The organism is Paenibacillus alvei DSM 29, assembly GCF_000293805.1.
Classification (GTDB): Bacteria; Bacillota; Bacilli; order Paenibacillales; family Paenibacillaceae; genus Paenibacillus_B; species Paenibacillus_B alvei.
Genome location: NZ_AMBZ01000003.1, coordinates 688,909 through 715,171, shown reverse-complemented (window position 1 = coordinate 715,171; position 26,263 = coordinate 688,909). Strand labels below are relative to the sequence as shown.

Below are 26,263 nucleotides of genomic sequence, written 5' to 3'. Positions count from 1 at the left end.
CCGTTGCTCCTGTCGCACCAGTTGCACCTGTGGCTCCTGTTGCTCCAGTAGCTCCTGTGGCTCCGGTTACTCCTGCTCCTGTTGCTCCCGTTGCTCCTGTTGCTCCTGTCGCACCAGTTGCACCTGTGGCTCCCGTAGCTCCTGTCGCTCCTGTGGCTCCGGTTACTCCTGCTCCCGTTGCTCCCGTTGCTCCTGTCGCACCTGTTGCACCTGTGGCTCCCGTTGCTCCTGTCGCTCCCGTGGCTCCGGTTACACCTGCTCCCGTGGCTCCTGTCGCACCCGTGGCTCCCGTTGCTCCTGTGGCCCCAGTTGCTCCTGTTATTCCTACAGCAACAGGTACCTGTAAAATAGTTTCCAGCTTCGATTGAAGTAACAGCTCTTTTTTCGTAACATCACGAAGCGTGTCTCTTACACTTTGATTGATTAATAATATATCGCTTAAGGTTGCTGGAGGAGATGACACACCCGGCAAAGTTCCGAGCACAAACTGTATTTTTTCTCCTTCAGCGTTGATGATATGGCTTAACCCCAGCTCTTCTAAAGCAATAGAGGACAGCAACAGATTTATAGCGTCATCTCTAGTAACGGAAATAATTGGTGTTATATTGGGAATATTTGCTTGAGACAACAACCATCCCTCCCTATCCTTAAAAGTAATTTCGATTACCCTATACATATATGTTTTTTAAGGATAAGGTGTTCTGGACACTACCTAATGCCTATTTCACTCATATCTCCGCCCTTAATAGCAAGGATGGACATAACTACCATACTTAAAAGTCAATCGTTTAAACCCATTATGTCGCATCCACGAATCTACTCGTTTTTCAAATAGCTCGCCGCCATATACCGGATACCGTCTAGATGCAGGATGTGTCTGATTATAGTTAGCATGTTTGAAATCTTGCACATTCACTAGATAACATTGATCAGAGAAGCCGTAGCCGATATAAAAAAGCTCATCCTCACTACCCGCTTCTAACATCGCTTCATCATATCTGCGATTCCACACTGGATTCGCTACCTTAATACAAGGGTTCTGCTCCATTCGCGAAATCGCCTCATCAATCCACGAGAAGGTTGACTCTAGTATGGAATCGCCAGAGAAATGGAGCAAATAAGGTGTCTGGCATCGGTATATACTTACCAGCTCTGCAATAGAATAATAATAGCCTCCGGCAAATGAGTCTTTATCAATCTGAAAATAGTGCAATGCCTCGTCAGCATAATCATCAACGACCTCGAATTTGGTAAGCACGCCTGAATCAACTAGCCGCTGTGCATAGAAGGACACCTCTGCCACATCATTTACATTGTTAATATAGAGAATCACCTCTGAGAACGGGTACTTATTCAGGCTCACCGCTCTTTGCAGTCGATCTGTTTTTAACAACATCCTCCAGTCCTTTTCATAGCATTTGGTTTCGAAGGTAACTTGATATTTCATTTCCTTTCATTATCCTCCATTTATAAACATCAAAAATCCCCTTAATTAGAAAGAAGGTATCTATATGTCTGATTGGAAACTACACCAAAAAAGCTTCGAATATGAGCAAATTGCTCCTCATCTGCTCCCCCATTCCGCTTGGCTGGGACATCGAGCATTCGCATATGATCTCATTTCATTTGTAAAGCCACAGTGCATCGTGGAATTAGGCACGCATTGGGGAGCATCCTTCTTCAGCTTCTGTGAAGCAGTCAAAGACAATGGCTTAGCCGCTAAATGCTATGCAGTTGATACATGGGAAGGCGATTCACATTCCGGCTCCTATAGTAAGGATGTATATGGAGAAGTAGAACAGATCGCAGCTGCATTATATCCAGAAGTGGCTGTCCTTATAAAAAGTACGTTTGACGAAGCCTTGCAAAATTTCGAGGATAACTCGATTCATCTGCTTCATATTGATGGATTCCACGAATATGAAGCAGTCCACCACGATTATCATACATGGCTGCCCAAAGTAGCAGAGAACGGGATCGTTCTATTCCATGATATATCCGTCCAACTTCATGGATTTGGCGTTTGGAGATTTTGGGATGAGTTAAAGACCCAGCATCCCTCTTTCCAATTCGATCATTCTAGCGGATTAGGTGTTTTGTTTCCTAAGGGAGATACGGCTTACTTAGAAATGTATCCTCATATCTCCCAACAGCTTCAGACGATGTATTCAGATAGGTAATCCATTTGTTACACCAATTGTTATGGATTACTGTTTATCGTACCAATCCCAGGGCTTAGCTACCCAATCATACGTATACAGCACTTGCGGAATGCGATGCTGGAGTCGAATGTCTGCAGCGCACCGTCCTCCCCATTCATCATCTTCACCGTAGCTAATGTCCTGGAACTGATGTTCGATAGCAACTCGTTTGGCATAGCACATAAGATGATTCGGTTTGCGATAATAATAATGCTCGTCATGCCCGTGTTGGTATTCAATACCGTACTTGCACAATTTATCTTTAATCCCATTTAGTTTGACCTGTACGTCAAACACGATGCAGTCTGCGCGCGGCTGCTGATCAATAGCCTCCAGCAATGTATCTACATAATTGGGACTGACATGATCATCATCATCAATAAAGGCAACAAATCGACCTTGTGCTTGTTTCAGCAATTGGTTTCGTTTATCGCCAATTGTTCTTTTTTATTATCAATTAGGACAAGTATCTCTACAGGCTTACCCATAGCCTGCTGATGAAGATCCGCTAGGAGACGAGATAAGGCGGAAAGCCGCTCCGGAACCGACGGAATAAGCAGAGATAGCCCGCAATTCTGAGATCTGCTCCTGTCCAGCTTCTCAAAATAGGGGCTGAAGTATGCTTCATTACGTATTACACTTGGATGATCCGGTACATATAGCGCAGCCTGCAGATGATGGTTATAAGCCCGGTTGAGATCTCCCAGCCTGTCATAGCATACACATAACTGCAAATGTGGAAGCCATGTGCGATTGGCATCAGCACCTGAATGAACAGCATCAGATGGAAGCTGTGTCGCCAGTTCATACCAATATGCCGCATCTGACCACAGCTCTTGTATAAAATACTGATAGCCTATATGGCAGCAAAGTTCTGCATTCGGCCGCTCATATTGCAATCTTCGGAACAAGGTTCTTAGCACTTTGGCGTTCATGCCCAGTTTCGTGTAACATGTCGTTAAAAGTCCACAAACGGTAATTGCAGTGGAAGCTTCTAATTCCCCTTTGTCCAACAATCGCTCATAAATTACAATAGCCTGCTCCCACTCGCTTTTTCCCATATATTCATCAGCATCTTCCAGCAGTCCTGAGGATATGTCTGATTCGTGGTTATCTTCTCTTTGCTCGTGTATTTCCAAATGACATGCTCCCCCTTTAGAGCTTTTGAGACTAGCTTGGTACATCTAATAAATTGTTCTTTATTATATGTTCCGGCTCCTCATCGGTGTCTGGCATTACATCCCGATGACTTCCTGCCACATACAAATACCCGCCATACAAATACTGCAATACGAGACCTTTTTGATATAGTTCTGTCACGTGTGCATGTGTAATGGCATTGGCAACATGATATTGCTGCACAGACTGCTCAACTTCATACCGTCTCATGACCTTCTCAATAATTGTCTCCATCGTTAGCGGGCTGTCTTGTACGAGGTTCAGGATAAAATGAGTGGTCTCGTTTATCCGGGTCATATGCTGCTTCACCAGGTTCATCATCCCTTTAATACAACCGCCATGATACAGAACATAAGCGGAGGCTCTAAGTGATAGCAGCTTGCGGAATGTACTTTTGGCCTCTGCAATATTCGTATAATAAAGAAGCTTTTGCTTTGACAAAGTATGATAACCGAACATAGCATCGCTGCAATATACAACATCATCTGGTGTAATGACACCAATCATACCGGAGCAATGTCCTGGCAGCGCTAGAATCTGCAGCGTAATAGCCCCAATCTGAAGAGATCCATCCGCATGCGGAATAAAGTCGGTTATGGAATGATCTGGCATGCAAATATTGCCTTCGCAAATGGGGGCCCCAAACGGTAATTCTGAACTGCATATTGACTTATGTCGCAAGTACATACCCGTTTGATGAGTGCTGTATATGTGAATATCTGGATATTGCTCCTTGAAATATTGATTTCCTCGAAATTGTACTTCATGACCATGGGTTATAATAATGGCTGCTACCTTGCAACCGTGTGCCTTGACAGCATGATCCACTTGCTGCGCTACAGTTGTACCCGCACCGCTGTCAATGAGCACCGCACATCTGGTATCGAAATTTAGATATACGCCAACGGCCCATCGCCCTGGAAGATAGTAGCTGGAACCCTCAATCCGAATAAGACCCGTGTCTGCCATCAGGCAATCTCCTTTCCCGATGATTGTGATGTAGCGCGTCAAGCCTTTATTTTCTGTAGTAAATCCTGCTGCCAATTTTAGATACAATCCTGTTTTGATTTGACTGCACATCCTCATTCACCTGATGGTTGGTGATAATGAACACTTGTTCTGAAGGTTTCATCTTCGTTTGTTTTTTTGTAGATCGGGGCTTGCGAACATTTTTGGGTACTGATGCGGAACTCGGAGGCCTTCTTTTCTTTACAGCACCGGCCACCTTTACTGCATCCCATACATTGGATACTTGATTGACAGATTGAACAGGCTGAACGATTTTTTGGTTTGGCTGCTCCAGCTTAACTTGATTGAAGGCTCGATAATAGTCCTCTAAATACCGAAGATGATCCTGCAGCTGCTCGACTAATAACCGATTTGTTAGATTCCATCTTCCGAGCAAGAATTGTGTGCGGCGCACAGAATCAAGCACTTCCTTAATCTGTCTATCATCCAAATGCTCGGTATGTGCATCAATTACGGTCTGCTTATATACTTGAACCCTTCGGTACGTGCATAAATGCAGCTCTCTTAACGTATCCACCATGGATAGTATTTGGACAACATGCAATTCTTTATTTTTCTGATCCCATCTTATATCCAGCGCATGGATGAGATGGAACACAGCTAGCAGCATTTTTGACAGTGGTTGAAACGTCTTGTTCATTGCTCATCATCCACCCCGCTCCAGCTTTGTTGTTAATAATCCAAGTCGTTATCTGTGGTATCGAACACATCTCCCTTGCTCCATTTTTGCCCCTTATTCGGGATCTTTGAAGCAGAAGACCTCGTTGGCGCCTGGAACTCCATATGTACGACCATATTTAATTTTTTAACAGCAGCCATTCCGCCATTAACATGGAATCAAGAATTTGGACCACAGAGGAATTGTAATCTACAATTTCTTTAGGCGTTGGATGAGAAGGGAAATTCTTGTCCTTGCCAACGAATGCCATTGCCTTCTCAGCTTCCGTGAGGAGCAATTGTCCAAGGGCACCTTCTTCGAGAGAGAGCGATTGCAGCAGATGCGCAACAGCCTCATCAATTGTTGGAATGCGGTCATCTTCATTTCGGATGCTCATGTTCTCCCTCCTCTCTCTCCCTAGATATGAACAAATGCCTACTCTTCACAATCCTCACAATGCTCACAATGCTCGTGGTGATGGTGCTTCTCGAGACGAATTACATCTTCCAGCTTAAAATGCAATAACATTTGATTTTTTACAATGTTTCTCAGCATCCGATCTACACTGTCGTTAATTTTAAGCGCCTCTGACAAACACAGCTCCCGTTTCTTAATGACAGCTTGAATTTTTTCTCCTTCTGCGTTGATAATATGGGACAATCCAATTTCCTCAAGTGCGATTGATGTTAGCAGTAAATTGACGACTTCATTCCGCTTCAAAATGATTTCCGGCTTAATATCCGGAATATTGGGCATGGACATTGTACCTTGCCTCCTTATTGTTGTTCTCTTCTTAACCAGATGCATAACAAAGTTCGATTCCCATTATTTTTATGCCACAGGCAAATGTATCATGCTGAGTTTCGGGCTTGATTTGCCCCGGAACATGACAGGTATGCAGCACTTCATGAACGTGCATTCTCCTGCGGATCTTTATATCCACAGGAGAAATGCAAGTGGAATGAGGTGCTTGCAGTTTTGATACCTAGACCTGCACGTTATTTACAATCCAGGAAAACTTGTAAGTATGCTGTCTAACTTAAATTGGAGCAGCATTTCTTTCTTAATAACATCTTGTAATGTTCTTCTTACACTGTCGTCAATCGCAAGTAAGTCCTCCACTGTTGCTCTTGGGGTGATCCCAGGGGCAAGTGTACCGACAACGAGTTGAATTTTTTCTGCCTCAGCATTCACAATGTGCGCAAGCGCCAGTTCCTCCAGCGCGATTGATGCCAAAAGCAATGTAACGGTTTGACCAAGGGTAATCGAAATAGTGGGTGTAATATTAGGAATATTAGCCTGTGACAAAACAGTTCACCTCTCTCTTTTCCTTTTGCAAGCACCTCATTGCAACTTACGTTAATCATCCTATGTCTGAGGGTTTATCTCATATGCGTAATAATGTTCATTGCTTGGGCATTTCTCTCCAGAACAATTTGGACGAAAAAACATGTGCAGTCAAGCAGGTTCCCCTGAATATCAACTCCCGACATCGCATACAGTTATTTATCTCATTTGAAGAAAGAAGGGTGAAAATCATGCAATCTCCTACATTATCCATCTGCCTAATTGCTCGGAATGAGGAGGACGTCATCGCACGCTGCTTGCAAAGTATTCGGTCTATTGCAGACGAGATTATTGTTGTCGATACCGGTTCAACGGATCGGACGATTGACATATGCCGAGAATATGGGGCACGTGTACTAACGCATGAGTGGCAAGATCATTTCGCCATGGCAAGGAATTTTGGATTAGAGCAGGCGACTGGGGATTGGATCATGTGGCTGGACGCCGACGAAGAATTGGCTAAGGAAGATCGTGATGAAGTAAAAGCGTTGCTGCCTACATTGGACAAGGACATTTATTCGATTCATTTAATAAATTTTATTGGTGATTCGATTAATGAGAATGATACATATCACATTTCTCATACACGTCTCTTTCGAAATAACAAAGGGTTTAAGTTCCAGTTCAGCATACATGAAATATTAAATATTAAAGATGTGCTGCCAAACCAGGATGAATCTCAAATTGAGACGTTACCAATCAAATTGTATCATTACGGTTATTTAAATGATGTAACCCATGCCAAAAATAAAAATGAGCGCAATATAGCCTTGCTGCATAAAGCGAGGGCGGCCAATGAGCCTAACTCGTGGCTAGAGTACCACTTGGCAAGTGAATACTCCCGAATGAAGCAATATGATCAAGCATTCCATTATATCAATTTGGCAATTATTCGTTTTCTGTCTGAAGGACTTGCACCTCCTTCTCTCGTCTATAAGCTGAAATATTCGATCCTGATCGAAACAGGGAGCATCGAAGGGGCTTGGCCTGCAATTGATAAAGCTTTAATCTTATATCCAGACTATGTGGATCTTCATTTATACAAAGGAGTTATCCTCTATCAGTTAGGCAAGTTTGAACAAGCGCTAGAATCGTTCCATAACTGCATCCAATTAGGAGATGAGCAATTGAACCACCTTACACTCCGCGGCAGCGGGAGCTTCCACGCTTATTATTATAAGGGACAATGCTATGAGCAATTAAATAACCTTCACGAAGCAGTTAATGCTTACCGGGCAGCTCTGCAGTTCAATCCTGCATATGAGCCTGCCAATCATGCTCTCCATACGTTGCTTGCAGCCCATCCAGAATGGAGCGAGCATCATTCCGCGATAACATAGATATGAATAAAAGCCTGAACCGGCTTTCCGTATTATAACGGAAAGTAAAGGTTCAGGCTTTCTTACAGCAAGATTTCATTTATACGAGAGTTGCCACACGGATTTCACTTTTGACATAACGGCCTGCACTGCTCTCCCCCGGATCTTGATGCTGTAATTCAGACGGAGTGGGGATGGACAACTGAACATTGCGTCGAACCAACCTCAACCGTTCCCCTCCTTCTGCTCGTCTGTCTTCCCGCTCCCTTTCTTCCCTCATCCAGACTGCACTCACTTCTGGCTCCAAAGACCGCTTCAGCGCTCGAAGCTGTCTTCGTTCAGCGGATGGCAAATACTCCGTAGCATCAAGAAGGAAAATGAAATCTTTAGTGGCATATTCAGATACCTGGCGCAGTATGCAATCGCCTACGTCATCTGCAACTTCCGTTGTATGGAGCCATCGAATCGGAACGTTAGTGTTTACGCCAATGTCTTCACTTTGATCTCCTGTACAATTGCATACAATAATCTCATCTGCTACCTCAACAACTGATGTCAAACAAGCGTCCAAAGGCTCTGCCCGATTAGTTAATCGAATACAAATCGTAATGGTTGACTCCGCCTTGTAAATCAAGTCGAATATGTCGGCTCCCCACTTCCGGCGTGCTTGCTCCCGATTCGTGTACAACAATTGCAGCAGGCTTGCCTGTTCAAGCTGATTCGTCGTCACATGGCCAACATGATGAATGAAAGCGTCATTCGCAATGAGCATACGGTACCCTGCATTTGCCGTTCGTAAACAGAGATCATCATCCTCATAATTGCCAAGGCCATAACGTTCATCAAATCCTCCAACTTCCTCAACGACACTGCGCTTCATCAGCATACAAAAGCCAACAAGCCGACGAACCTCCGTGACCGTTCCTGCATGTCTTGCTTCATGCTCCTTGGCAAAAGCGTTCAAATCCCATAAATCTGTATAGGTCACTGGAATTTGCTGATGGCCGCTCGAATAATTCGTTAAAGGCCCAACCATTCCGATATCTTCACTGGAATGCAGAACTTTCAGCATATTTGTTAGCCAATTGGGTGTGACAATAGTATCATTATTCAAGTATAGAATATGATCCCCAGAAGCACGAGCAGCACCTTGATTGCAGCCTTTGGCAAACCCTGCATTTTCCTGATTTTCAATCAAGGTGACGTCTGATTGCAGTCTTAAATAGGGGAGCGTTAAATCAGTTGAACCATTGTCAACGATAATAATCTCGTAAGGCTCCGGCGTATGCTTGCGAATGCTCTCCAGACATCGTATCGTATGGGAAAATTGATTCAATGTTAAAATGACGATACTGACTTTCAACACAATCCCCTCATTTCGCGATCACATACTTTGAACTCGAACTCTCCTTTATTGTTGAATCCGCAGCTTCTCATACCGTTCTTCTCCAAGCTTGTCACGGAAATATTGTTGATTATGGAGCATGCTAGGATGTGAAGGGAGGAAGGATAACGCCACCTCATTATGGTAACAAGCCTTCTCTATCTCCCCAAGCCGATCATTGCATACGCACAATTGCAAATGAGGTACCCACGTCCAGGAAGACGGCTCTACCATCGACATTTGACCTTCATCTGCCGGAAGCTTCGTTGCCTGCTCAAACCAATAGATAGCCTGGTGATAGTGCCCGGAATCCACCCACATAGCTCCGATTGCACAGCATATTTCAGCACGTGGCTTATCGTAGGTGAAGCTGTGGAACAACGCCATAAACTGATTATGTCGTTGACCTAGTTTGCCATAACATTCTGCCATTTTCCGGCATGCTTGAATATTGTCTTCTATCCAGCCTTGCCCTGTATTCAAAAACTTTGCATATCCATTCGCAGCCTCTTCGAAACGGGAATGATCTCGCAATTCATTTGCAAAATAATATAAATCACGTGGCGAAAACTCCTCACCGGCGGCGAGTCTCTTCTCGTAGATTCGGAGATTGCGATCGGTATATTGCTTATCTTTCTTATGGGTTACACATATATCACTATGAATAATATGTCCGCCTACTTCCAAATATTCATGCACGGGCCCATGCCACTTAAACTCGCGGGCTCGCTTAACTAAGCGATTTCTTCGCAGACTGGATGTAGCATTTCCTTTTTCATCTACCATTAATACATAATGCATCGTGACGCTATCAACATCTGGCGAAAGTGTTTTCTTTAGTTCCTTTAAGAGAACTTGATCCTTGATTTCCAGCACATCATCCGCATCTAGCCACAAAATATACTCCTTCGTTGCTTGACTAAAGGCATAATTCCGCGCTGCAGCAAAATCGTCTATCCATTCAAAATCGAACACACGTGCATGAAACTGGGCTGCAATTTCCTTCGTTCGATCTGTCGAGCCTGTATCGACAATAATGATTTCATCCACAATCTTATGGACAGTTCTAAGACAGCGTTCCAAAGCAGTCTCTTCATTGCGCACAATCATACATAAACTTATTGTATTCGGTGCAGACTGATGGATTGACAATTGCGCTTCCTTCATGTTCTCCTGATGAATATCTTCTTTCTGTACCTGATTCGGTGGGTCAAGCAGCAAGCCTAGTGCATCCTTTGCAGAAGTATGACCGCTGTCTTCCCGAAGACAGTTTTCATAAGCCTGAATTGCTTCTTCCCGCTGATTCAACCGCTCTAAGCACTGTCCAATGTAGTACCATGCGTGAAAGCTCCCTACTCCCCGCAAGATAAGATGTTGGAGATTTTCTTCCCCTAACTCAATACAGTGCCGAAACACAGGCAATGCGTAATCGTATTTTTGTTTCAAGTACAAAATAATTCCTTTGAAAAAGTGAAGATCGACGTAATCCGGATACAGGGCAATAGCCTTTTCAATCGATGGCCATGCTCCATCATAGCTACCTAGAATGAGCATTAACTCATATTTTAATTTGTACAAAAGCGATGGCGGCAGCTTGCTCATTTCAATAAATCGCAGTAAGGAAGTATTTACTGATTCATAGGCTTCTGCATACCTTTGCAACCGGTACTGCTCACTAGCAATGTGATAATCGATCCACGGGCTGTATTCCGGCTTTTCTTTTTCAATCTGCAGTAGTCGTAAATTTCGTTCAGACTTGCTGCGTGCTTGGGTAACAATTTGTAAGTATCCATAGTGGTGAATTTTCACAGGCAGGATCTTACATTCAATATGCTCTCCAAGCACCTCTTGAACATTTAACTGTTCATGTATGTTTCCGTTAAATTGAAATCCCATATGATTTCGCAGCAAGCGATGCTGACCAACGATATAAGTCTGTGCGTTGCTTGGCGTATCTTCACCAATATAGTTAATTAATCGGATAACTCCGATATGAGCCATTTCTTCCTGCAAAATATCGCGTACAAACACCGCTTGATCCGGATCCAGTGCCTCATCTGCGTCCATCCACAATATCCAATCGCCCGTCGCCTGCTTCAAACCGAAATTGCGAGCGTCGGCAAAGCTGTCATTCCAAGGAAACTCATAGATTTTCGCACCATACGATTGGCATATCGATACGGTTTTATCCGTTGAACCTGTATCAACAATAATGATCTCATCCACCACATGTTTCACACTGTCCAGACAGTTGCCGATAAACGATTCCTCATCTTTTACAATCATGCACAGTGACAATCGCTTTTCCAACTTTCCATCCCCCTTACGCATCGCTACATACGATATATGCCGTTAAGTGCCCAATCGTGCATATTAGGGAATGGTTACTTCGACTTCAATCACAATCAAGTGGCTTTTTTCTACGATATTTATAGATTTCTTCCATATATTTTGCAAATGTAACAACATTGTCTTCACTTTTTAATGTTCATTTAATGTTCCTTTCGTATTATAAGATTAACGGAAATAGATCAATAGAAGGAGGTCCGTTGCCAGATGAAAACAGTTTATATTGAATTCCAACAACGAAAAATACCCGTGTTTTGCACAAATATGTCTCACAAAAATACATTCTCTTTACTCATGGATGCTCTCAATCGCAAAATGAATACAGGTAAGCGAGCGATTAAAACATGCCTTGAAACACTGATCAGTATTGAAATTATCGGATCAGAAGCAATTCTGCATTCAAGACGAGAAATGGACACCCTTGCTTTGTCCTTATATTAAACCGAATTAGCATCGTAGTTTCTTGACAGAATCGTTTTGATAGATATTGCAAAAGGCGTGATTCCTTTTTGGAATTACGCCTTTTGCAGTAATAGATGATATTCTAAAACAATCTTGACATGATACATTTTGTATCATACATTACATGTAAAACTACAAACCTATAAATTTGCGACCCCACTCTAGCATATTTTTCTCAAAGGAGACCTGCTATGACATTTGGAGAGCGCTTACGCAATTTACGAACCGTCCGAAATATGTCGCAAGAGCAAGTTGCCCGTCATATTGGATTGACTCGTTCGGCATATAGCCATTATGAAATTAACAATCGGCAACCCGTATATTCCACCTTACTGAAGTTGGCCGTCTTATTCGACGTATCTGTAGACTATCTTATCAATGATCATTCCTATATCGAATCACATGAGACAAATCAGCTTCTACAGCTATGGCACGGGCTAGATGCCGATTCAAGACAACAAACACTCCAGCTAATGCGGCAATCTATTTCTTCCAAGCGATAAAACGATGTGTCTGAGCTATTTCACTTGAGCGGGCAAAATGATATAAAATGTCGTTCCATGTCCTTGCACGCTCTCAACTCCAATTCTTCCTAAATGCAACTCAACAATTTCTTTAGCAATTGCCAGTCCAATCCCACTGCCGCCTGTCATCGAATTGCGCGACTTATCATTTTTATAAAATCGATCAAATAAATAAGGCAAGTCTTCTTCACCCACACCAATACCGGTATCGGTGATTTTAATTTGAACCGCTTGATCCTGCTTTACATAGTCAACCTCAATCGTTATGGAACCACCAATTGGCGTAAATTTGACTGCGTTATAGATAATATTGTCGAACACTTGCATCATGCGATCAATGTCAACTTCCAGCATAATGCTGACCGGGGGAGCATTGCGATACGTCAGGTTATAACATGCGAATAGCAGGCCTCTGCTTCGCAGCTCCAGCTCGTAATGCTCTTCCAAATGAGAAATAAAATGCTCCAGCAGTACCGACTCTATCGCTACAGGCACTCTCCTGGCCTCTAACTTAGACAGCTCAAACAAATCATCAATAAGATGATTCAAGCCATTAATTTTATTGAGCATAAGGCGAATATACTTTTTTTGCTGTTCTCTATCCTGAATTACCTCATCCTGCAGCGCCTCTAAATAGCCGCGGATTAAGGTCATCGGTGTTCGTAAATCATGTGAAATATTCGTAAATAAATGTCTACGCGAGGTTTCCATTCGTTCTAATTCAAAATTTTTCAACTCTAAATTCGCATTCATTTGTGTCAATGCAGCTGTACGTTCTTGTATCCTCTCCTCTAAATTCGCATTCAGTTCTCTCAGCTCGATAGTTACCGATTCAACGTCATACATCGCTTTTGAATACCTTAACGAGATCATAAGCGATTGCATAAATATGCAAAATACAAGCCCAATTGGAGCCAAGTCTCGAATAGGAGCAAGCGAATGATAATATAAAATATCATTAACGACCAATATATTAAGAACGGTGAATCCGATCAATGCAATATGCGCACCCAGCCGTTGATTATGAACCGCTTTTATATTCATTATGAATACGTAACAAGCCGCACCTATCACATAGAATTGATAGATAGAGAGTTTGGAGGTAAAAGAAAGTACTGGAAGGAGTATAATGGTGCCTATGAGTATTACTCCTGCTATATTCATTACAACATAGGTTTTATAACAAGCGTCCTCATAAAACAAATATCTCATATAACCGCATCCGGCCATCGTCGCCACGATCATTAGTACATATTCCAAACGAATAACGAAATACCATGATAAGCTTGGGAACCAAGTAAGTAGAATGGCATCTCCAGACGTTAATATCCGTCCCGCCATTGCAATGCATAGAACTGCAAATAGAAACGTGTACCAATCCTTGCGCCTTTCTATGAACAATCCAATATGATAAAGCCCCACCATTAACAAACAACCGAACAGCATACTGTCACGAACCAGTTCTAACCTGCTTTTACTAATGATTTTCTCCGATGAACCCAGATATATTGGCTGCCATATTCCGCCACGATGATGAGAGAAATTCGTAACTTCAATGGCAATATCAGCAGTGCTTCCAGGGATATTAATCATAACCATTCGTTGTTTTACGGAAGGAACAGCATATTCCACATACTCCGATACTTGTCCTTCGTGAATAATCGGCTTACCATTCACCCACATGCGATATGAACTATTTATACTTGGAAGCCACACACCCAGTAGGGTATCCTTTGCCTCTTTCTTAATTGTAAGATAATATGTTCCGGCTCCCGTACCTATATTAGGGATTCCCGGATTCGTTAACTGATTCCAAGAGGATGGCACCCTTACATCTGTCATCATAGGATTTGGTTCTATCGAACGCTCCGTAGGAAGCAAGCTCCCCCACATCATCTTCCATGTTCCATTAAGAGGCACAATCCCATCTTTTTCAAAGTTCCAATTTCGAAGGTCAATTACGCCATTTTCTGCAATCGGAGCACGCTTTGAATCAATAATAGAGCCGGCAACATGTAAAATAATGATTGTAACTATAATCATGGCCATCATAATATGAAATGATATTCGACGCATATTTTTTTGACGCCCTCCTCAACTCTTCCATTTTATAACACGTAAACTTTTTTGACGATAGAAGAATGTAAGGATTTGATCTATTCATGTCGTAATTAGGAATAGATTGCCATATCCTGACGATATTCGCTATAATAATAGGAGTGGCGGAGGTGATAACCTGCAGTGAGTGAAAGCAAAATATTAATCGTTGATGATGAGATAGAGATTACCGAACTCATATCGTTATATTTGCGTAGGGAAGGCTACCGCGTGTACGTCGCAGACAACGGATACAGTGCCCTGCAGATGATGAAGGAAATCGAACCGGACTTGATTATTTTAGACATCTTATTGAAGTCACTGGATGGTATTGAGGTATGTAAGGAAGTTCGCAAGACGTCAAATGTGCCCATTCTCTTCATTAGTTGCAAAAGTGACGATGTGGATATTATTTTAGGCCTGACCGTTGGTGGGGATGATTATATTACGAAGCCATTCAGCCCAAGTCAGCTTGTCGCAAGGGTCAAGGCTCATTTGAGCCGTAACTCCCTCTCTGCTCAAGCGCTACAGCGCTCAACACAGCACAAACTCTCCTTTGAAGAATTAGAGATGGATTTGCAAAGCCACACCGTAACTGTACAAGGTAAAGCTGTCGCATTATCTGCTAAAGAGTTCGACCTACTCGCTTATTTGGCTCAATCGCCGAATAAAGTATTTAAGTTAGAGCAGCTATATCAACATATTTGGAATACTGAGAGCTTCGGCGATACACGAACGCTTATGGTACATATTAGTAATTTGCGCAAAAAGATTGAGCCTGATCCTACACGTCCACGCTACATCGTGACTGTACGAGGCGTAGGCTATAAATTTCAAACTGAATAACCTATTTTGAACCCTACCCGCATGAATTTCTCTCATGCGGGTATTGCTTTCGTAAACTTTCTGGAAGCTTGAGCTTGTTTATAGTACAATAACGCTTAGTGTTAAGGAAGTTTGAACTGAAGAAAGGAAGTCACACTACATGTACATGGCTACTGATTGGAAAGACTATGAATTAATCGATACAGGCGGTGGGGAGAAACTCGAACGCTGGGGAGATGTAGTTCTCCGTCGCCCAGACCCACAGATTATCTGGCCCCTAGACCGCGAAACAGATGAATGGCGCAATGTTCATGGCCACTATCACCGCAGTTCTTCCGGCGGCGGACAATGGGATATGAAAAAGCCCATTCCAGATCGTTGGACCATTGAATATCAGAACCTCAAGTTCTACATTAAGCCCACAAACTTCAAGCATACAGGCTTGTTTCCAGAGCAAGCTGTGAATTGGAACTGGATGATGAACAAGATTAGGAATGCGAATCGTCCTGTCAAAGTACTTAACCTCTTCGCTTACACAGGCGGTGCGACATTGGCGTGCGCATCTGCTGGTGCAGAGGTATGCCATGTGGACGCTGCCAAAGGAATGGTACAGTGGGCCAAGGAGAACGCACAATTGTCTGATCTTCAATCTCACCCGATTCGCTACATTACGGACGACGTGTTCAAGTTCGTGCAAAGAGAGCAGCGCAGAGGCAACAAATATGATGCCATTATTATGGATCCCCCTTCCTATGGAAGAGGACCAGGCGGAGAGACTTGGAAGCTGGAACAAAGCTTGTATCCGTTCCTTGAGTTCTGTACGACAATCATGTCAGATAATCCGCTGTTCTTGCAAATCAATTCCTATACAACTGGACTGTCGCCAACTGTTCTCAGCAATATGCTGAACATGACAATGAAGAAGCGTTATGGCGGCAAGCTGTCCTGTGGTGAAGTAGGCATTCCAATTACGAAGTCAGGAATGGTGCTTCCTTGCGGCATATTAGGAAGATGGGAGGCATAACTATCTATGTTAGGCCAACCTGCTGCTCCGCATATCGGCATCTTATACGAGGATAATCATATAATCGTTGTCGAGAAGCCTGTTAATATCCTCTCGCAAGCGGATGATACTCAGGATGCAGATATGGTCTCCTTATTGAAGCAAGATATAAAGGAACGCTATTCAAAGCCAGGCAATGTATATGTAGGACTTGTCCACCGACTGGATCGCCCTGTCGGTGGAGCTATGGTGTTCGCCAAGACTAGCAAGGCTGCATCTCGATTATCTGATGTTGTACGGACGCATAAGCTTGGCAAGGTATATATGGCAATCGTTCATGGTCGTCCCCCACAGAACAGCGATGCATTAACGCATCATTTGCTGAAGGATGTGCGTACGAACACAGTTCGCGCCGTTGCTCCGAATACCCCTGGAGCCAAAGAAGCGCGACTGTCTTATGAAGTAGCTGGTATGAGCGGAGATTTGACGCTTGTACGAATACAACTTCATACCGGACGGCCACATCAAATACGGGTTCAGATGAAGACAATCGGTTGTCCGTTGTACGGAGATCAAAAGTACGGCGCCGAATGCAATAAGCCTGGACAGCAGATCGCACTATGGTCTGTCCGGCTGTCGTTTCCTCATCCGACTGCGAAGGAAGTCATGGACTTCTATTCGAGACCGCCCGAGGAATATCCGTGGAACTTATGGGATCCGTCTATCTATGCATCCTGTTAATGTACAGGATCCCTGCCTATCCACCATGAAGTATTGTGATCATCTTACTGGCTAGTAATCAGTCATATCACACAGCATCCTGTTTGTACGATCGCATTGCGGAGGAACTTACTTGCATCTCTTCAATGCGATTGTACATAGGTGTACGCCAATAAGCTCAGGTAACGATTAAGCATATGTGCATATCGAACTGTTTTGAGCTTGAAAGGAGGGGAATATGGAGATGAGCAACAGACGTTATGTATCAATATGGATGCTGATAATCGTAGTTATTCTTTTACTCTCATCCACCGCTTGTGCAATTGATTCGCCATTGCGTTCAGCGGCTCAGGATCATTTCAATACAGAGCCTGCAACCAACGACAACCAACGGACCAAATCTCCGAAATCGAATAATTCGATGCCTAATAGCAGCTCTCATTCAACATCTGCTACCGATCATTCCATCTCTACAGCCGACATCCCGGCAAGCACCACCGTTCCAAGCAATGAAAAATAAAGCCCTATACCCTATCCAGCAAACTTCTTGCTGTAGGAGATATTATGATGCACTCTCCTCAATTCCCTGCTTATCTGAATAAGAAGACAGGCACCTACAATTTTAACAACTATTTCACAAAGGTTAAGCCTATTCTCGAAGATGCAGATTGGTGTTGGGCAAATCTAGAGACTCCATTGCTTGGCGGAGAGAAGGTATACACTGGGTATCCGATGTTCAATGCCCCCCCAGAACTAGCAGATGCACTGAAGTACGCCGGCTTCAATATCGTTACGACTGCAAACAATCATTCCATGGATCGATACGAAGCTGGAGCATTGCGCACAAGAGAAGTGCTGAAGAAAAAAGGATTGGTGACGAAGGGCATCTCAGCTTCATTATGGGAGTCCAATCAACCAACCTTATTTGAGAAAAACGGAATACAATTAGGGATTCTTGCTTATACGTACGGTACAAACGGAATTCCACTTCCGAAGCAAAAACCGTATCTCGTATCTCTCATTGATGAGAAGCGTATGATTCAGGATATTCAAAAAACGAAAAAGGCTGGTGCAGATGTTGTAGCGATTGCATTGCACTTCGGTACAGAATATGAGCATACACCGAATCAAGATCAGATCCGACTAGCGCACACTCTTATCCAGTCTGGAGCAGATATTATATTAGGCTCTCATCCACATGTCATCCAGCCATATGAGCGTATTACTGTAAGAGAGCCCGACGGCTCCAAGCGTGATGGGCTAATTATCTATTCTATGGGGAACTTTATATCCAATCAGACAGGCAATGGCACGAATATAGGAGTAATCTTCGGTGTGGAAATTAACAAACACATGCCTGAAGGTACAATCGAGCTAAAAAAATAACAACAATTCCAACATGGGTGCATATTGACGGTGCTCGCGACAAGCGCAAATATCGCGTACTCCCATTGGAGCAAACAATTAAAGCCCGTTCTGACAAACGGTTAAGCACAAAGCAGTATCAGGCTATGAAAAAGATGCTCAACAGCACATACAGCCATCTGGCATCAAGAGCGGCTGTTCCCGTTATTCTCCCTGCCCCAGTCTCACCTTAGCTATTGCCCAGCACGTACAGGCTCTGACGCTGCAGCCGTCTCTTTCTCAACAGCAGACGGTTGCGGCGATTGAGTCAGCTTGCCAAGCAAGAGAATAAGTAGCTGCTGATTGTGTGTAGAGATACGATGCAAGATGCCATTCCAATAATTCTCGCGAATCGTTACTCCGCGGCGCATTTCCTGCATGCCGAATTCTGTAGCTTGGATCCACACGATTCGACGATCATCCTGATCCCGCTCGCGAATAATTAGTGCATTCTTCTCCATGCGATCCATCAATGTTGTAATTGCGGCCGGGGTCGTAGCTAGATGAGGCAATAAATCAGAGGGCTTGACCTTTCCATATTCCGCAATTCGCTCCAACACGGTTAACTGACTCTCTGTCAGACTTGGCGAAAGGGCTTCGTCCATCATCAACTTATAATCCTTGGATAATTTCGACCATAGCTTGGCAAATTCGGCTGCATGCATGCAAGCGACTCCCCCTTTATTCCCATGTCGATCTACAAACAACTAAATTATACCACATTTTTCTAGTCGGGATCATCCCTCTTCTGAATGTAGTTTCATCCCAAACTCATATCGCTTCTTGTTACGATTTGGAACCGTGCAATCATTTCCCACATATAATAACATATAGGCATTTGCCATACATTCTCTAACATTTACATTGCTTCATACTGCGAGGAGGGAACACAATGGATCAGGCCAAAGCCGACATTTTTCAAAAAGCAGTGAAAATCGGGATCATAAAAGACCCACAGTGGGCAGAGCGGCTCGATGAGCCCGTCCCATTGTGGGTCCTATTAGAAATTGTCATTACCCTGCACGATGTGCTGAATCCACCGCACAAGCCCTTCGATTAAGAAGATGGCGGTATAATGACTGTAGTATTTACAATTGTATCTTCCTTATCTAAGGTAACCAAGCTTCGACCTTGTGCCCTTTTGTCCATCAGCGGTGCATGCTCGGTAATAAGCTGGTGCAAGTGTCCCTGTTCGGTAATGATCGTTATCGGATACGCCTCTTTGCTGAAGTAAGCGCCGATTAGCTTCTTCCCATTCGGTTTCACTCGCTTCCCTTCCTTGAACTCGAATGTTGCCATTCCTTTGCCGCCCCGGCCTTGTGTTGGATAATCAAGCAGCAAGGAGCGCTTGCCCCATCCGATATCCGTAAGAACGGTTATTTCTCCTTCTTCGCCCGTAACCTGTAGAGCAGCTGTGATGGCATCGTCATCCTTTAACTGCATTCCACGAACACCACCAGCCGCTCGTCCCATCGGGTTTACTTCTGCTCCTGCAAATCGGATTGCCATTCCCTGTTCTGTCACGAGAAGGAGGTCTGCTGAACCATCACTAAGCATGACGGCCAATAACTCATCTTGATCTGCTACCTTGCACGCGGCGACTGCCCCTGTACGATTTGTTTCGTATTCCTTAAGCATCGTACGCTTCACTTGACCGCGACGCGTCACGAACAAGAGCGAGCTCTGCTCGTCCGCGAATGACTTGACAGGAATGGCAGCTACGATGGAATCTTCCTTCGCAATCGGAATAACATTAACAATGGCTGTACCATTATCTTTCCATTTGAACTCTGGAATCATATGGACAGGCAAGGAGAAATATTGCCCCCGCTGCGTAAAGATAAGCAGGCGATCCAAAGTGTTCACTTCATTGATTTGACGGATGTAGTCACCTTCTTTGACACCAGATGCTTCCCATTCCCCGCCAGAACGCGTGAAGGATAGCTGACTCGTTCGCTTGATGTATCCTTCATTGGACAGGCTGACGAGAACATCCTCAGCATTGACGATTACTTCAAGGTTAACCTTGATTTCTTCGACTTCACCCTGCACGACTGAACGCCGATCGATTCCATATCGATCGCGAATGTCCGTCAATTCCTTCTTAATTACCTTCATCAGTTTCTTGCTGCTCTCCAGAATCGAGCGAAGATCGGCAACCTTCTTACGAATGTCATCCAATTCCTTCATCAATGAAGTCAATTCCAGATTCGTTAAGCGATAAAGCTGCAATGTCAAGATCGCATCGGCTTGCCGTTCAGAGAAACCAAATTGTTCAATCAAGTTGTGCTGCGCATCCTGACGATTTTTCGAAGCTTTGATTGTCGCGATCACCGCATCCAAGATATCAAGTGCCTTGACCAAGCCCTCCAACACATGTGCCCGGTCTTCTGCCTTCGCCAAGTCGTATTGGGTACGATTCGTGACAACTTCCTTCTGGTGTTCAATGTAGGCTTGAAGCATTGGCAAAATGCCCATTTGCATCGGAGCCTTGTTCACGATCGCTACCATGTTGAAGTTATAGGTCACTTGCAAATCCGTCTTCTTAAACAAATAGTTCAAAATCCCGCTCGCATCCGCATCCTTTTTCAGTTCAACGACAATGCGCATCCCTTCGCGTCCACTTTCATCGCGAACCTCTGCAATGCCGTCTACCTTCTTCTCCAGCCGGATGTTCTCCATTGCAGTAACAAGTCGCGACTTCACAACCTGATACGGGATTTCAGTGACGACGATCTGCTGACGACCTCCGCGCATTTCCTCAATATCCGTCTTCGCGCGAATGTAAATGCGCCCCTTACCCGAACGATATGCATCACGAATGCCTTCCGCCCCCATGATGATTCCACCTGTAGGGAAGTCTGGCCCCTGTACAATGTTAATAATCTCATCCAAATCAATCTCGGGTTTGTCGATCATGGCGATGCATGCCTCAATCACTTCCCGCAAATTGTGTGTCGGAATTTCCGTTGCAAAACCGGACGAAATCCCACTAACGCCATTTACGAGCAAGTTTGGGAAGCGTGATGGCAATACGACAGGCTCTTCTTCCGTATTATCAAAGTTCGGACGGAACGGAACGGTATCCTTCTCAATATCCCGAAGTAGCTCCATCGCAATGGAAGACAATCTTGCTTCCGTATAACGCATTGCGGCTGCCGGGTCATCATCAATTGACCCCCAGTTGCCGTGACCGTCAATCAAGACATGCCCCATCTTCCATGGCTGCGCCATACGCACCATACCGTCATATATCGAAGAATCCCCGTGCGGGTGATAATTACCCATGACGTCCCCGACCGTTTTGGCCGACTTGCGATATGGCTTGTCCGGTGTATTGCCAGATTCATACATCGCATACAAGATGCGTCGCTGAACCGGCTTGAGACCGTCCCTAACGTCGGGTATCGCGCGATCTTGAATGATATATTTGGAATAGCGCCCGAATCGGTCGCCAACCACGTCTTCCAAGAACGCGGGTTTGAATTGTTCCGATACGCTCATGTGTCTCTCACCTTTCTATTCCTCGAACTCCGCAAAGTCAACGTTCTCTACGATCCAGCGCTTGCGCGGCTCCACCTTGTCGCCCATCAATGTCGTCACGCGGCGCTCTGCCTTGGCGGCGTCATCGATCTGCACCTGCAGCAATGTTCTCGTTTCCGGATCCATCGTCGTTTCCCACAATTGATCGGGATTCATCTCGCCAAGACCTTTATAACGTTGAATCTCAGCGCTTTGTCCGAACTGCTTCACGTAGCTGGCAAGCTGCTCGTCTGTCCAAGCATAGCGAACTGTCAAGTGCTTGCCCTTCTTATGCGATATCTTATATAGCGGAGGCTGTGCAATATATACCTTGCCCTTATCAATAAGCTGCCGCATATATCGATAGAAGAAAGTGAGCAGCAGCACTTGAATATGCGCACCGTCTGTGTCAGCATCTGTCATAATAATGATCTTCGCGTAATTGCTCTCATCAGCATCGAAATCGGAGCCTACCCCTGCTCCGATCGCATGGATGATCGTTCGATATTCATCATTTTTCAGAATATCAGCGAGCTTCGCCTTTTCCGGGTTCATCGGCTTCCCCTTCAGCGGCAAGATTGCCTGCGTCTTGGAATCGCGTCCCTGCTTCGCAGAACCACCCGCTGAGTCCCCTTCGACGATAAAGAGCTCGTTGCGCGTATAATCCTTCGACTGCGCCGGTGTCAGCTTGCCGTTCAGGTTCGAGCTTTCACTGCGCTTTTTGCCTGACCGAACATCTTCTCTTGCCTTGCGTGCCGCCTCACGCGCCTTGGATGCCTGAATCGCCTTCTTGACAAGCATCTGCGCAATTTGCGGGTTCTCCTCTAAAAAATGCTCATATGCTCGGATACGATGGTATCCACAGCGCCCCTTGCCATCGCACTCCCGAGCTGATCCTTCGTTTGGCCGACAAATTCCACATCTGACATTTTCACGTTAATGACTGACATCATACCTTCACGGAGATCGTTCCCGTCCAGGTTTTATCTTTTCCTTCAATAAGCTGTTCTTGCGCGCATATTCATTCATCACACGCGTGTAGGCTGTCTTGAAGCCTGTCTCGTGCGTACCGCCGCCACGAGTTGGGATCGAGTTGACGAACGATACGATTGTTTCCGTATACCCATCGTTATATTGAAGCGCAATCTCGACTTCAATATCATCCTTCTCAGCCGTGAAATGAATGACTTCATGCAGCACACTTTTGTCTTCATTCAAAAATCGTACAAATTCGCTTGCTCCGCCTTCATATAGGAAAGTTTCTTCCTTTCCTGTCCGCTCATCCTTCAATGTGACCCGTAAGCCAGAGTTCAAAAATGCAATCTCCTGCAATCGCTCAGCAAGATTGTCATAATTCAAATGAATATTGCCATGGAATACCTTCGCATCTGGCTTAAACGTTACCTTTGTACCCGTGCGATTCGTATTACCGACAATCTCCAGCCCCGTTACCGGTTCGCCGACATGCTCTTTGCCTTTCTTATCCGTCCATGTTTCAAAGCGCATGCGATGTATTTTGCCATCGCGGCAAATTTCAACCTCAAGCCATTCCGATAACGCATTCGTGACTGAAGCGCCAACGCCGTGCAGACCCCCAGATTTCTTATAGCCTGCGCCACCGAACTTACCGCCCGCATGCAAGATCGTATAAACGACCTGCGGAGTCGGTACCCCTGTCTTATGCATACCCGTCGGAATTCCTCGTCCATTGTCTCGAACGGTGACCGACTGATCCTTGTGAATTGTCACATCAATCTGAGAGCAAAATTTGGCGAGATGCTCGTCGACAGCGTTGTCTACGATTTCCCATACCAGATGATGCAGCCCCGAGGAGCTTGTACTGCCAATATACATCCCTGGCCGTTTGCGTACCGCGACAAGCCCTTCGAGCACTTGAATGTCGTCAGCCCCATACTCAGAATTGCGGTTGCCAGATGCCCCCCCATTCTCAGGCGACTGTCCGAACATATCGACTTGCTCGACCATTCATGCTCCTCCTTCAAATTACATGTAGTGCATAATCAATAATCATGCGTGTTTCCTAAACAATACGTGTTCAAAAAGACCAGTTTTCAGCATCAGTAAGGTTGCAAGCGAATGCAAAATTAGCTGCTGAACATTTTCACGAGTTACTTCCCGTTATGCTTTATGATCAAAAGCGGCTTTTTGAAACTATCTTTTTAGCGTTCCAACCTTCGTTGGCAAAAGAAAATCTGCCGCTGCCGGACGAAGGAGCAGAAATCCCCATTACTTATATCGTCCGGATGCAAACAGATGTTTCGCATTCTTATTTTAATTCAAGATGTCCTGTTTCGTAAAGACACGGAATGCAATGAATAGGGAAATCATGCCCCATATACTTAATACCGCAAGAGAGAACGGCAAGCTCATGCCTTCTACAGGAGCCGGTGTACCCGCCATATAGTCCGTCAATTTTAAGTTAATCATGAACAGGTATTTGGCAGTCGGCCAAGATGAGGCCATATTATACAAGATGGTACCTGCAATCAGTGTTGCCATCAGCGTTACAATGCTTGCTGCTGTGCTCCGGACGAGCACAGATATCATAAACCCGAGCGCTGCGACAACAATGCTGGAGAACCAGATCAGACCGCATTGCATAAGCAAGTACAGCCATGAGGGAAGCGTATGTACGGCATTGAAGTCCACATTAGTACCCGACAGCGAGAATCCGGTAAATATCGGGAAAGTCCATCCCCCATAACCGAACACAGCTCCGGAAATAAGATACGCGAGCAGCGCTGTCATGACAACAATGATGCCGGTAAACATCATGAGAACAACCCATTTGCTCATGAGCACCTTCCACCTGCGTACCGGCCTGGTCAGCAGCATCTTAATCGTCCCGGTCGAACGTTCCGAAGATACGATATCTGAGGCGATCGCCATGACAAGCAGCGGGATGAACAGCGTCACCGCATTATCCATAAAGGTACGGGTAAATGTCACTCCGTTCGGCTCACTTGGATTCACGTCATGATCCAAATAATATTGCAACTGCTGCAGCATGATGAGCCGATACTTCTTCCACTCTTCCGGTATACGATCGCTGCCCAGCGAATTTTGAATATCTGTAATTCGCTGTTGAAGCTCTAGGCGCCAGTCCTCCTTGAATTTCGCCCGGCTGCTTTCCGCCATCTTCATTTGTGCATAAGTGAAGACGGGGATTAACACGATCAATATGAGCATGATGACATAAAATCGCTTTTTCTTCAATACTTTTAATGTTTCGTTTTGGATAAGCGGCAGCAAGCTACTCAATGCGTTCACCCTCCGTTATTTCTAAAAATAACTGCTCCAGGGTAGGCATAATGCGCTGAATTCCCTCTATTTCGATGCCGGCCTGCAGCATCTTTCGATTCAATTCTGGTATATAGTCAGAAGGAGTTTCGGTAACGATCGCATAGTCCGGAAGTCCTATCAGGGCCGACTCATCAATTGGCGCATTCTCTCGTGTGTATACCGTAACTCCATTGTTCTCGGTTAACAATTCCACAGCCCGCTCCACGGGTTGTGCCTGCCAAACCACGAACTGATTGCGTCCCGTAAGCAGTTGCTCTACATCGTCAACAGCAAGCACTTCTCCATTGCTGATAATAGCTACACGATCGCACATCAGTTGAATTTCACTGAGCAAGTGACTCGATACGAACACAGCCATGCCGCTATCGGCCAGCATACGAATGAATGCACGCAGTTCTTTAATGCCAAGCGGATCTAATCCATTCGTAGGCTCATCCAAAATGAGCAGCTTCGGCGCGGCCAGCAGCGCTTGTGCGATTCCAAGACGCTGCCGCATCCCTAGCGAGTATGTTTTCACCTTGTCATGAATCCGATTGGACAAACCGACAATTTCAACAACTTCTTGGATACGTTCCGATCCAACTCCATTCACCATCCGGGCGAAATGTTCTAAATTTTCCCACCCTGTCAGAAAGTTATACATTTCCGGATTCTCCACGATGCAGCCAACATGCCGCAGCGCCTGCTCCGGATTGCGATTGACGTCAAGTCCGCATACGGTAATTCGGCCTGAAGTTGGCGTAATTAAGTCAACCAGCATACGAATGGTCGTCGTTTTGCCAGAGCCATTCGGCCCAAGGAAACCGAAGATCTCTCCTGCACGAACCTCGAAGGTTACATCTTTTATGATCAGCTTTGCGCCTATTTTCTTTTTACATGCTCAACTGATAATACTACTTCCTTCGCATGCTCCATC

Annotated in this window: 25 protein-coding genes and 3 pseudogenes; 10 read left to right on the top strand and 18 right to left on the bottom strand. The window is 44.8% G+C overall.

The features are described 5' to 3' along the window. Both PAV_RS13690 and PAV_RS13685 read right to left on the bottom strand, forming a co-directional pair. The coding region (locus PAV_RS13690) for an alpha-helical endospore appendage domain-containing protein (protein ID WP_040735839.1) at positions 1 to 628 on the bottom strand (628 nt) is incomplete at its 3' end. Between the two features lie 114 nt (positions 629 to 742). Continuing rightward, a complete protein-coding gene (locus PAV_RS13685; protein WP_005547116.1) occupies positions 743 to 1,447 on the bottom strand; it encodes a hypothetical protein in 705 nt (234 codons plus the stop codon). Between the two features lie 64 nt (positions 1,448 to 1,511). Here PAV_RS13685 and PAV_RS13680 point away from each other — a divergent pair, with 64 nt between their 5' ends. After that, positions 1,512 to 2,180, top strand: coding sequence for a class I SAM-dependent methyltransferase (locus tag PAV_RS13680; RefSeq protein ID WP_005547114.1), 669 nt, complete (start codon positions 1,512 to 1,514; stop codon positions 2,178 to 2,180). 27 nt (positions 2,181 to 2,207) lie between these two features. Here the strand turns inward: PAV_RS13680 and PAV_RS13675 are convergent, their stop codons facing one another. The 7 genes from PAV_RS13675 to PAV_RS13645 form a co-directional block, all read right to left on the bottom strand. Beyond that, positions 2,208 to 2,618, bottom strand: a complete 411-nt coding sequence (locus PAV_RS13675; RefSeq protein WP_005547112.1) for a glycosyltransferase family A protein — start codon at positions 2,616 to 2,618, stop codon at positions 2,208 to 2,210. After that, positions 2,612 to 3,340 (bottom strand): tetratricopeptide repeat protein, encoded by a 729-nt coding sequence (locus PAV_RS32385; RefSeq protein WP_005547110.1) that lies wholly within the window; start codon positions 3,338 to 3,340, stop codon positions 2,612 to 2,614. Before PAV_RS32385 ends, PAV_RS13675 begins: the two co-directional genes overlap by 7 nt. 31 nt (positions 3,341 to 3,371) lie before the next feature. Beyond that, a complete protein-coding gene (locus PAV_RS13665; RefSeq protein ID WP_005547107.1) occupies positions 3,372 to 4,349 on the bottom strand; it encodes an MBL fold metallo-hydrolase in 978 nt (325 codons plus the stop codon). Between the two features lie 46 nt (positions 4,350 to 4,395). Further along, the gene (locus tag PAV_RS13660; protein WP_005547106.1) at positions 4,396 to 5,049 is read right to left on the bottom strand and encodes a hypothetical protein; all 654 of its coding nucleotides are present in this window, start codon (positions 5,047 to 5,049) and stop codon (positions 4,396 to 4,398) included. Positions 5,050 to 5,206: 157 nt separating this feature from the next. Continuing rightward, complete coding sequence (locus PAV_RS13655) at positions 5,207 to 5,464, bottom strand: alpha-helical endospore appendage domain-containing protein (RefSeq protein WP_005547105.1); 258 nt, start codon at positions 5,462 to 5,464, stop codon at positions 5,207 to 5,209. Positions 5,465 to 5,502: 38 nt separating this feature from the next. Next, positions 5,503 to 5,829: an alpha-helical endospore appendage domain-containing protein gene (locus PAV_RS13650; protein ID WP_005547104.1), complete on the bottom strand. Its 327-nt coding sequence runs from the start codon at positions 5,827 to 5,829 to the stop codon at positions 5,503 to 5,505. Positions 5,830 to 6,069: 240 nt separating this feature from the next. Further along, complete coding sequence (locus PAV_RS13645) at positions 6,070 to 6,375, bottom strand: alpha-helical endospore appendage domain-containing protein (protein ID WP_005547103.1); 306 nt, start codon at positions 6,373 to 6,375, stop codon at positions 6,070 to 6,072. Positions 6,376 to 6,605: 230 nt separating this feature from the next. Here PAV_RS13645 and PAV_RS13640 point away from each other — a divergent pair, with 230 nt between their 5' ends. After that, a complete protein-coding gene (locus PAV_RS13640) occupies positions 6,606 to 7,754 on the top strand; it encodes a glycosyltransferase family 2 protein (RefSeq protein ID WP_005547101.1) in 1,149 nt (382 codons plus the stop codon). Positions 7,755 to 7,833: 79 nt separating this feature from the next. Here PAV_RS13640 and PAV_RS32380 read toward each other — a convergent pair whose 3' ends face one another. From PAV_RS32380 to PAV_RS37605, 3 genes and pseudogenes are all read right to left on the bottom strand, one after another. Further along, entirely contained in the window at positions 7,834 to 9,096 is a 1,263-nt protein-coding gene (locus PAV_RS32380; protein WP_051135117.1) for a glycosyltransferase family 2 protein, read from the bottom strand. Positions 9,097 to 9,144: 48 nt separating this feature from the next. Continuing rightward, positions 9,145 to 10,284 carry a glycosyltransferase family 2 protein gene (locus PAV_RS37610; RefSeq protein WP_051135126.1) on the bottom strand — a complete coding sequence of 380 codons (1,140 nt, stop codon included), beginning with the start codon at positions 10,282 to 10,284 and terminating at the stop codon, positions 9,145 to 9,147. Between the two features lie 96 nt (positions 10,285 to 10,380). Further along, a pseudogene (locus tag PAV_RS37605) lies at positions 10,381 to 11,403 on the bottom strand (glycosyltransferase family 2 protein); the annotation flags it as partial. A 270-nt stretch (positions 11,404 to 11,673) separates the two neighbouring features. Between PAV_RS37605 and PAV_RS13625 the strand changes: the two are divergent. Then, a complete protein-coding gene (locus tag PAV_RS13625) occupies positions 11,674 to 11,907 on the top strand; it encodes a hypothetical protein (protein WP_005547097.1) in 234 nt (77 codons plus the stop codon). A 212-nt stretch (positions 11,908 to 12,119) separates the two neighbouring features. Beyond that, positions 12,120 to 12,431 (top strand): helix-turn-helix domain-containing protein, encoded by a 312-nt coding sequence (locus PAV_RS13620; protein ID WP_005547096.1) that lies wholly within the window; start codon positions 12,120 to 12,122, stop codon positions 12,429 to 12,431. 15 nt (positions 12,432 to 12,446) lie between these two features. Here PAV_RS13620 and PAV_RS13615 read toward each other — a convergent pair whose 3' ends face one another. Further along, complete coding sequence (locus PAV_RS13615) at positions 12,447 to 14,528, bottom strand: sensor histidine kinase (RefSeq protein WP_005547095.1); 2,082 nt, start codon at positions 14,526 to 14,528, stop codon at positions 12,447 to 12,449. Positions 14,529 to 14,693: 165 nt separating this feature from the next. On the opposite strand from PAV_RS13615, the gene PAV_RS13610 reads away from it, so the two are divergent. The 5 genes from PAV_RS13610 (at position 14,694) to PAV_RS33410 (ending at position 18,483) form a co-directional block, all read left to right on the top strand. Next, positions 14,694 to 15,395 carry a response regulator transcription factor gene (locus tag PAV_RS13610; protein ID WP_005547094.1) on the top strand — a complete coding sequence of 234 codons (702 nt, stop codon included), beginning with the start codon at positions 14,694 to 14,696 and terminating at the stop codon, positions 15,393 to 15,395. 139 nt (positions 15,396 to 15,534) lie between these two features. Further along, positions 15,535 to 16,398 (top strand): class I SAM-dependent methyltransferase, encoded by an 864-nt coding sequence (locus tag PAV_RS13605; RefSeq protein WP_005547093.1) that lies wholly within the window; start codon positions 15,535 to 15,537, stop codon positions 16,396 to 16,398. A 6-nt stretch (positions 16,399 to 16,404) separates the two neighbouring features. Further along, positions 16,405 to 17,118 carry an RluA family pseudouridine synthase gene (locus PAV_RS13600; protein ID WP_005547092.1) on the top strand — a complete coding sequence of 238 codons (714 nt, stop codon included), beginning with the start codon at positions 16,405 to 16,407 and terminating at the stop codon, positions 17,116 to 17,118. A gap of 223 nt (positions 17,119 to 17,341) precedes the next feature. Further along, positions 17,342 to 17,617 (top strand): hypothetical protein, encoded by a 276-nt coding sequence (locus PAV_RS34205; RefSeq protein WP_157266803.1) that lies wholly within the window; start codon positions 17,342 to 17,344, stop codon positions 17,615 to 17,617. A 44-nt stretch (positions 17,618 to 17,661) separates the two neighbouring features. Further along, complete coding sequence (locus tag PAV_RS33410) at positions 17,662 to 18,483, top strand: CapA family protein (protein WP_005547090.1); 822 nt, start codon at positions 17,662 to 17,664, stop codon at positions 18,481 to 18,483. Positions 18,484 to 18,695: 212 nt separating this feature from the next. Here the strand turns inward: PAV_RS33410 and PAV_RS13585 are convergent, their stop codons facing one another. Further along, positions 18,696 to 19,166: a MarR family winged helix-turn-helix transcriptional regulator gene (locus PAV_RS13585; protein ID WP_005547089.1), complete on the bottom strand. Its 471-nt coding sequence runs from the start codon at positions 19,164 to 19,166 to the stop codon at positions 18,696 to 18,698. Positions 19,167 to 19,393: 227 nt separating this feature from the next. Here PAV_RS13585 and PAV_RS35275 point away from each other — a divergent pair, with 227 nt between their 5' ends. Continuing rightward, complete coding sequence (locus tag PAV_RS35275) at positions 19,394 to 19,561, top strand: hypothetical protein (protein ID WP_005547088.1); 168 nt, start codon at positions 19,394 to 19,396, stop codon at positions 19,559 to 19,561. Here PAV_RS35275 and gyrA read toward each other — a convergent pair. The 4 genes and pseudogenes from gyrA to PAV_RS13565 form a co-directional block, all read right to left on the bottom strand. Next, positions 19,558 to 22,005: a DNA gyrase subunit A gene (gyrA, locus tag PAV_RS13580; RefSeq protein ID WP_005547086.1), complete on the bottom strand. Its 2,448-nt coding sequence runs from the start codon at positions 22,003 to 22,005 to the stop codon at positions 19,558 to 19,560. The two genes, PAV_RS35275 and gyrA, sit on opposite strands and share 4 nt — an antisense overlap. Before the next feature lie 15 nt (positions 22,006 to 22,020). Then, positions 22,021 to 24,009: pseudogene (parE, locus tag PAV_RS13575) on the bottom strand (DNA topoisomerase IV subunit B). Positions 24,010 to 24,315: 306 nt separating this feature from the next. Next, the gene (locus PAV_RS13570) at positions 24,316 to 25,305 is read right to left on the bottom strand and encodes an ABC transporter permease (protein WP_005547083.1); all 990 of its coding nucleotides are present in this window, start codon (positions 25,303 to 25,305) and stop codon (positions 24,316 to 24,318) included. Further along, a pseudogene (locus tag PAV_RS13565) lies at positions 25,298 to 26,262 on the bottom strand (ABC transporter ATP-binding protein). The gene PAV_RS13570 and the pseudogene PAV_RS13565 overlap by 8 nt, the downstream one beginning before the upstream one ends. Position 26,263 lies beyond the last annotated feature (1 nt).

Coding starts and splice junctions, on each gene's coding strand:
- PAV_RS13685 (WP_005547116.1), bottom strand. CDS start 1,447: ATGAAATATCAAGTTACCTTCGAAACCAAATGCTATGAAAAGGACTGG.
- PAV_RS13680 (WP_005547114.1), top strand. CDS start 1,512: ATGTCTGATTGGAAACTACACCAAAAAAGCTTCGAATATGAGCAAATT.
- PAV_RS13665 (WP_005547107.1), bottom strand. CDS start 4,349: ATGGCAGACACGGGTCTTATTCGGATTGAGGGTTCCAGCTACTATCTT.
- PAV_RS13660 (WP_005547106.1), bottom strand. CDS start 5,049: ATGAACAAGACGTTTCAACCACTGTCAAAAATGCTGCTAGCTGTGTTC.
- PAV_RS13655 (WP_005547105.1), bottom strand. CDS start 5,464: ATGAGCATCCGAAATGAAGATGACCGCATTCCAACAATTGATGAGGCT.
- PAV_RS13650 (WP_005547104.1), bottom strand. CDS start 5,829: ATGTCCATGCCCAATATTCCGGATATTAAGCCGGAAATCATTTTGAAG.
- PAV_RS13640 (WP_005547101.1), top strand. CDS start 6,606: ATGCAATCTCCTACATTATCCATCTGCCTAATTGCTCGGAATGAGGAG.
- PAV_RS37610 (WP_051135126.1), bottom strand. CDS start 10,284: ATGAAGGAAGCGCAATTGTCAATCCATCAGTCTGCACCGAATACAATA.
- PAV_RS13625 (WP_005547097.1), top strand. CDS start 11,674: ATGAAAACAGTTTATATTGAATTCCAACAACGAAAAATACCCGTGTTT.
- PAV_RS13620 (WP_005547096.1), top strand. CDS start 12,120: ATGACATTTGGAGAGCGCTTACGCAATTTACGAACCGTCCGAAATATG.
- PAV_RS13615 (WP_005547095.1), bottom strand. CDS start 14,528: ATGCGTCGAATATCATTTCATATTATGATGGCCATGATTATAGTTACA.
- PAV_RS13605 (WP_005547093.1), top strand. CDS start 15,535: ATGTACATGGCTACTGATTGGAAAGACTATGAATTAATCGATACAGGC.
- PAV_RS13600 (WP_005547092.1), top strand. CDS start 16,405: ATGTTAGGCCAACCTGCTGCTCCGCATATCGGCATCTTATACGAGGAT.
- PAV_RS34205 (WP_157266803.1), top strand. CDS start 17,342: ATGAGCAACAGACGTTATGTATCAATATGGATGCTGATAATCGTAGTT.
- PAV_RS33410 (WP_005547090.1), top strand. CDS start 17,662: ATGATGCACTCTCCTCAATTCCCTGCTTATCTGAATAAGAAGACAGGC.
- PAV_RS13585 (WP_005547089.1), bottom strand. CDS start 19,166: ATGCATGCAGCCGAATTTGCCAAGCTATGGTCGAAATTATCCAAGGAT.
- PAV_RS35275 (WP_005547088.1), top strand. CDS start 19,394: ATGGATCAGGCCAAAGCCGACATTTTTCAAAAAGCAGTGAAAATCGGG.
- gyrA (WP_005547086.1), bottom strand. CDS start 22,005: ATGAGCGTATCGGAACAATTCAAACCCGCGTTCTTGGAAGACGTGGTT.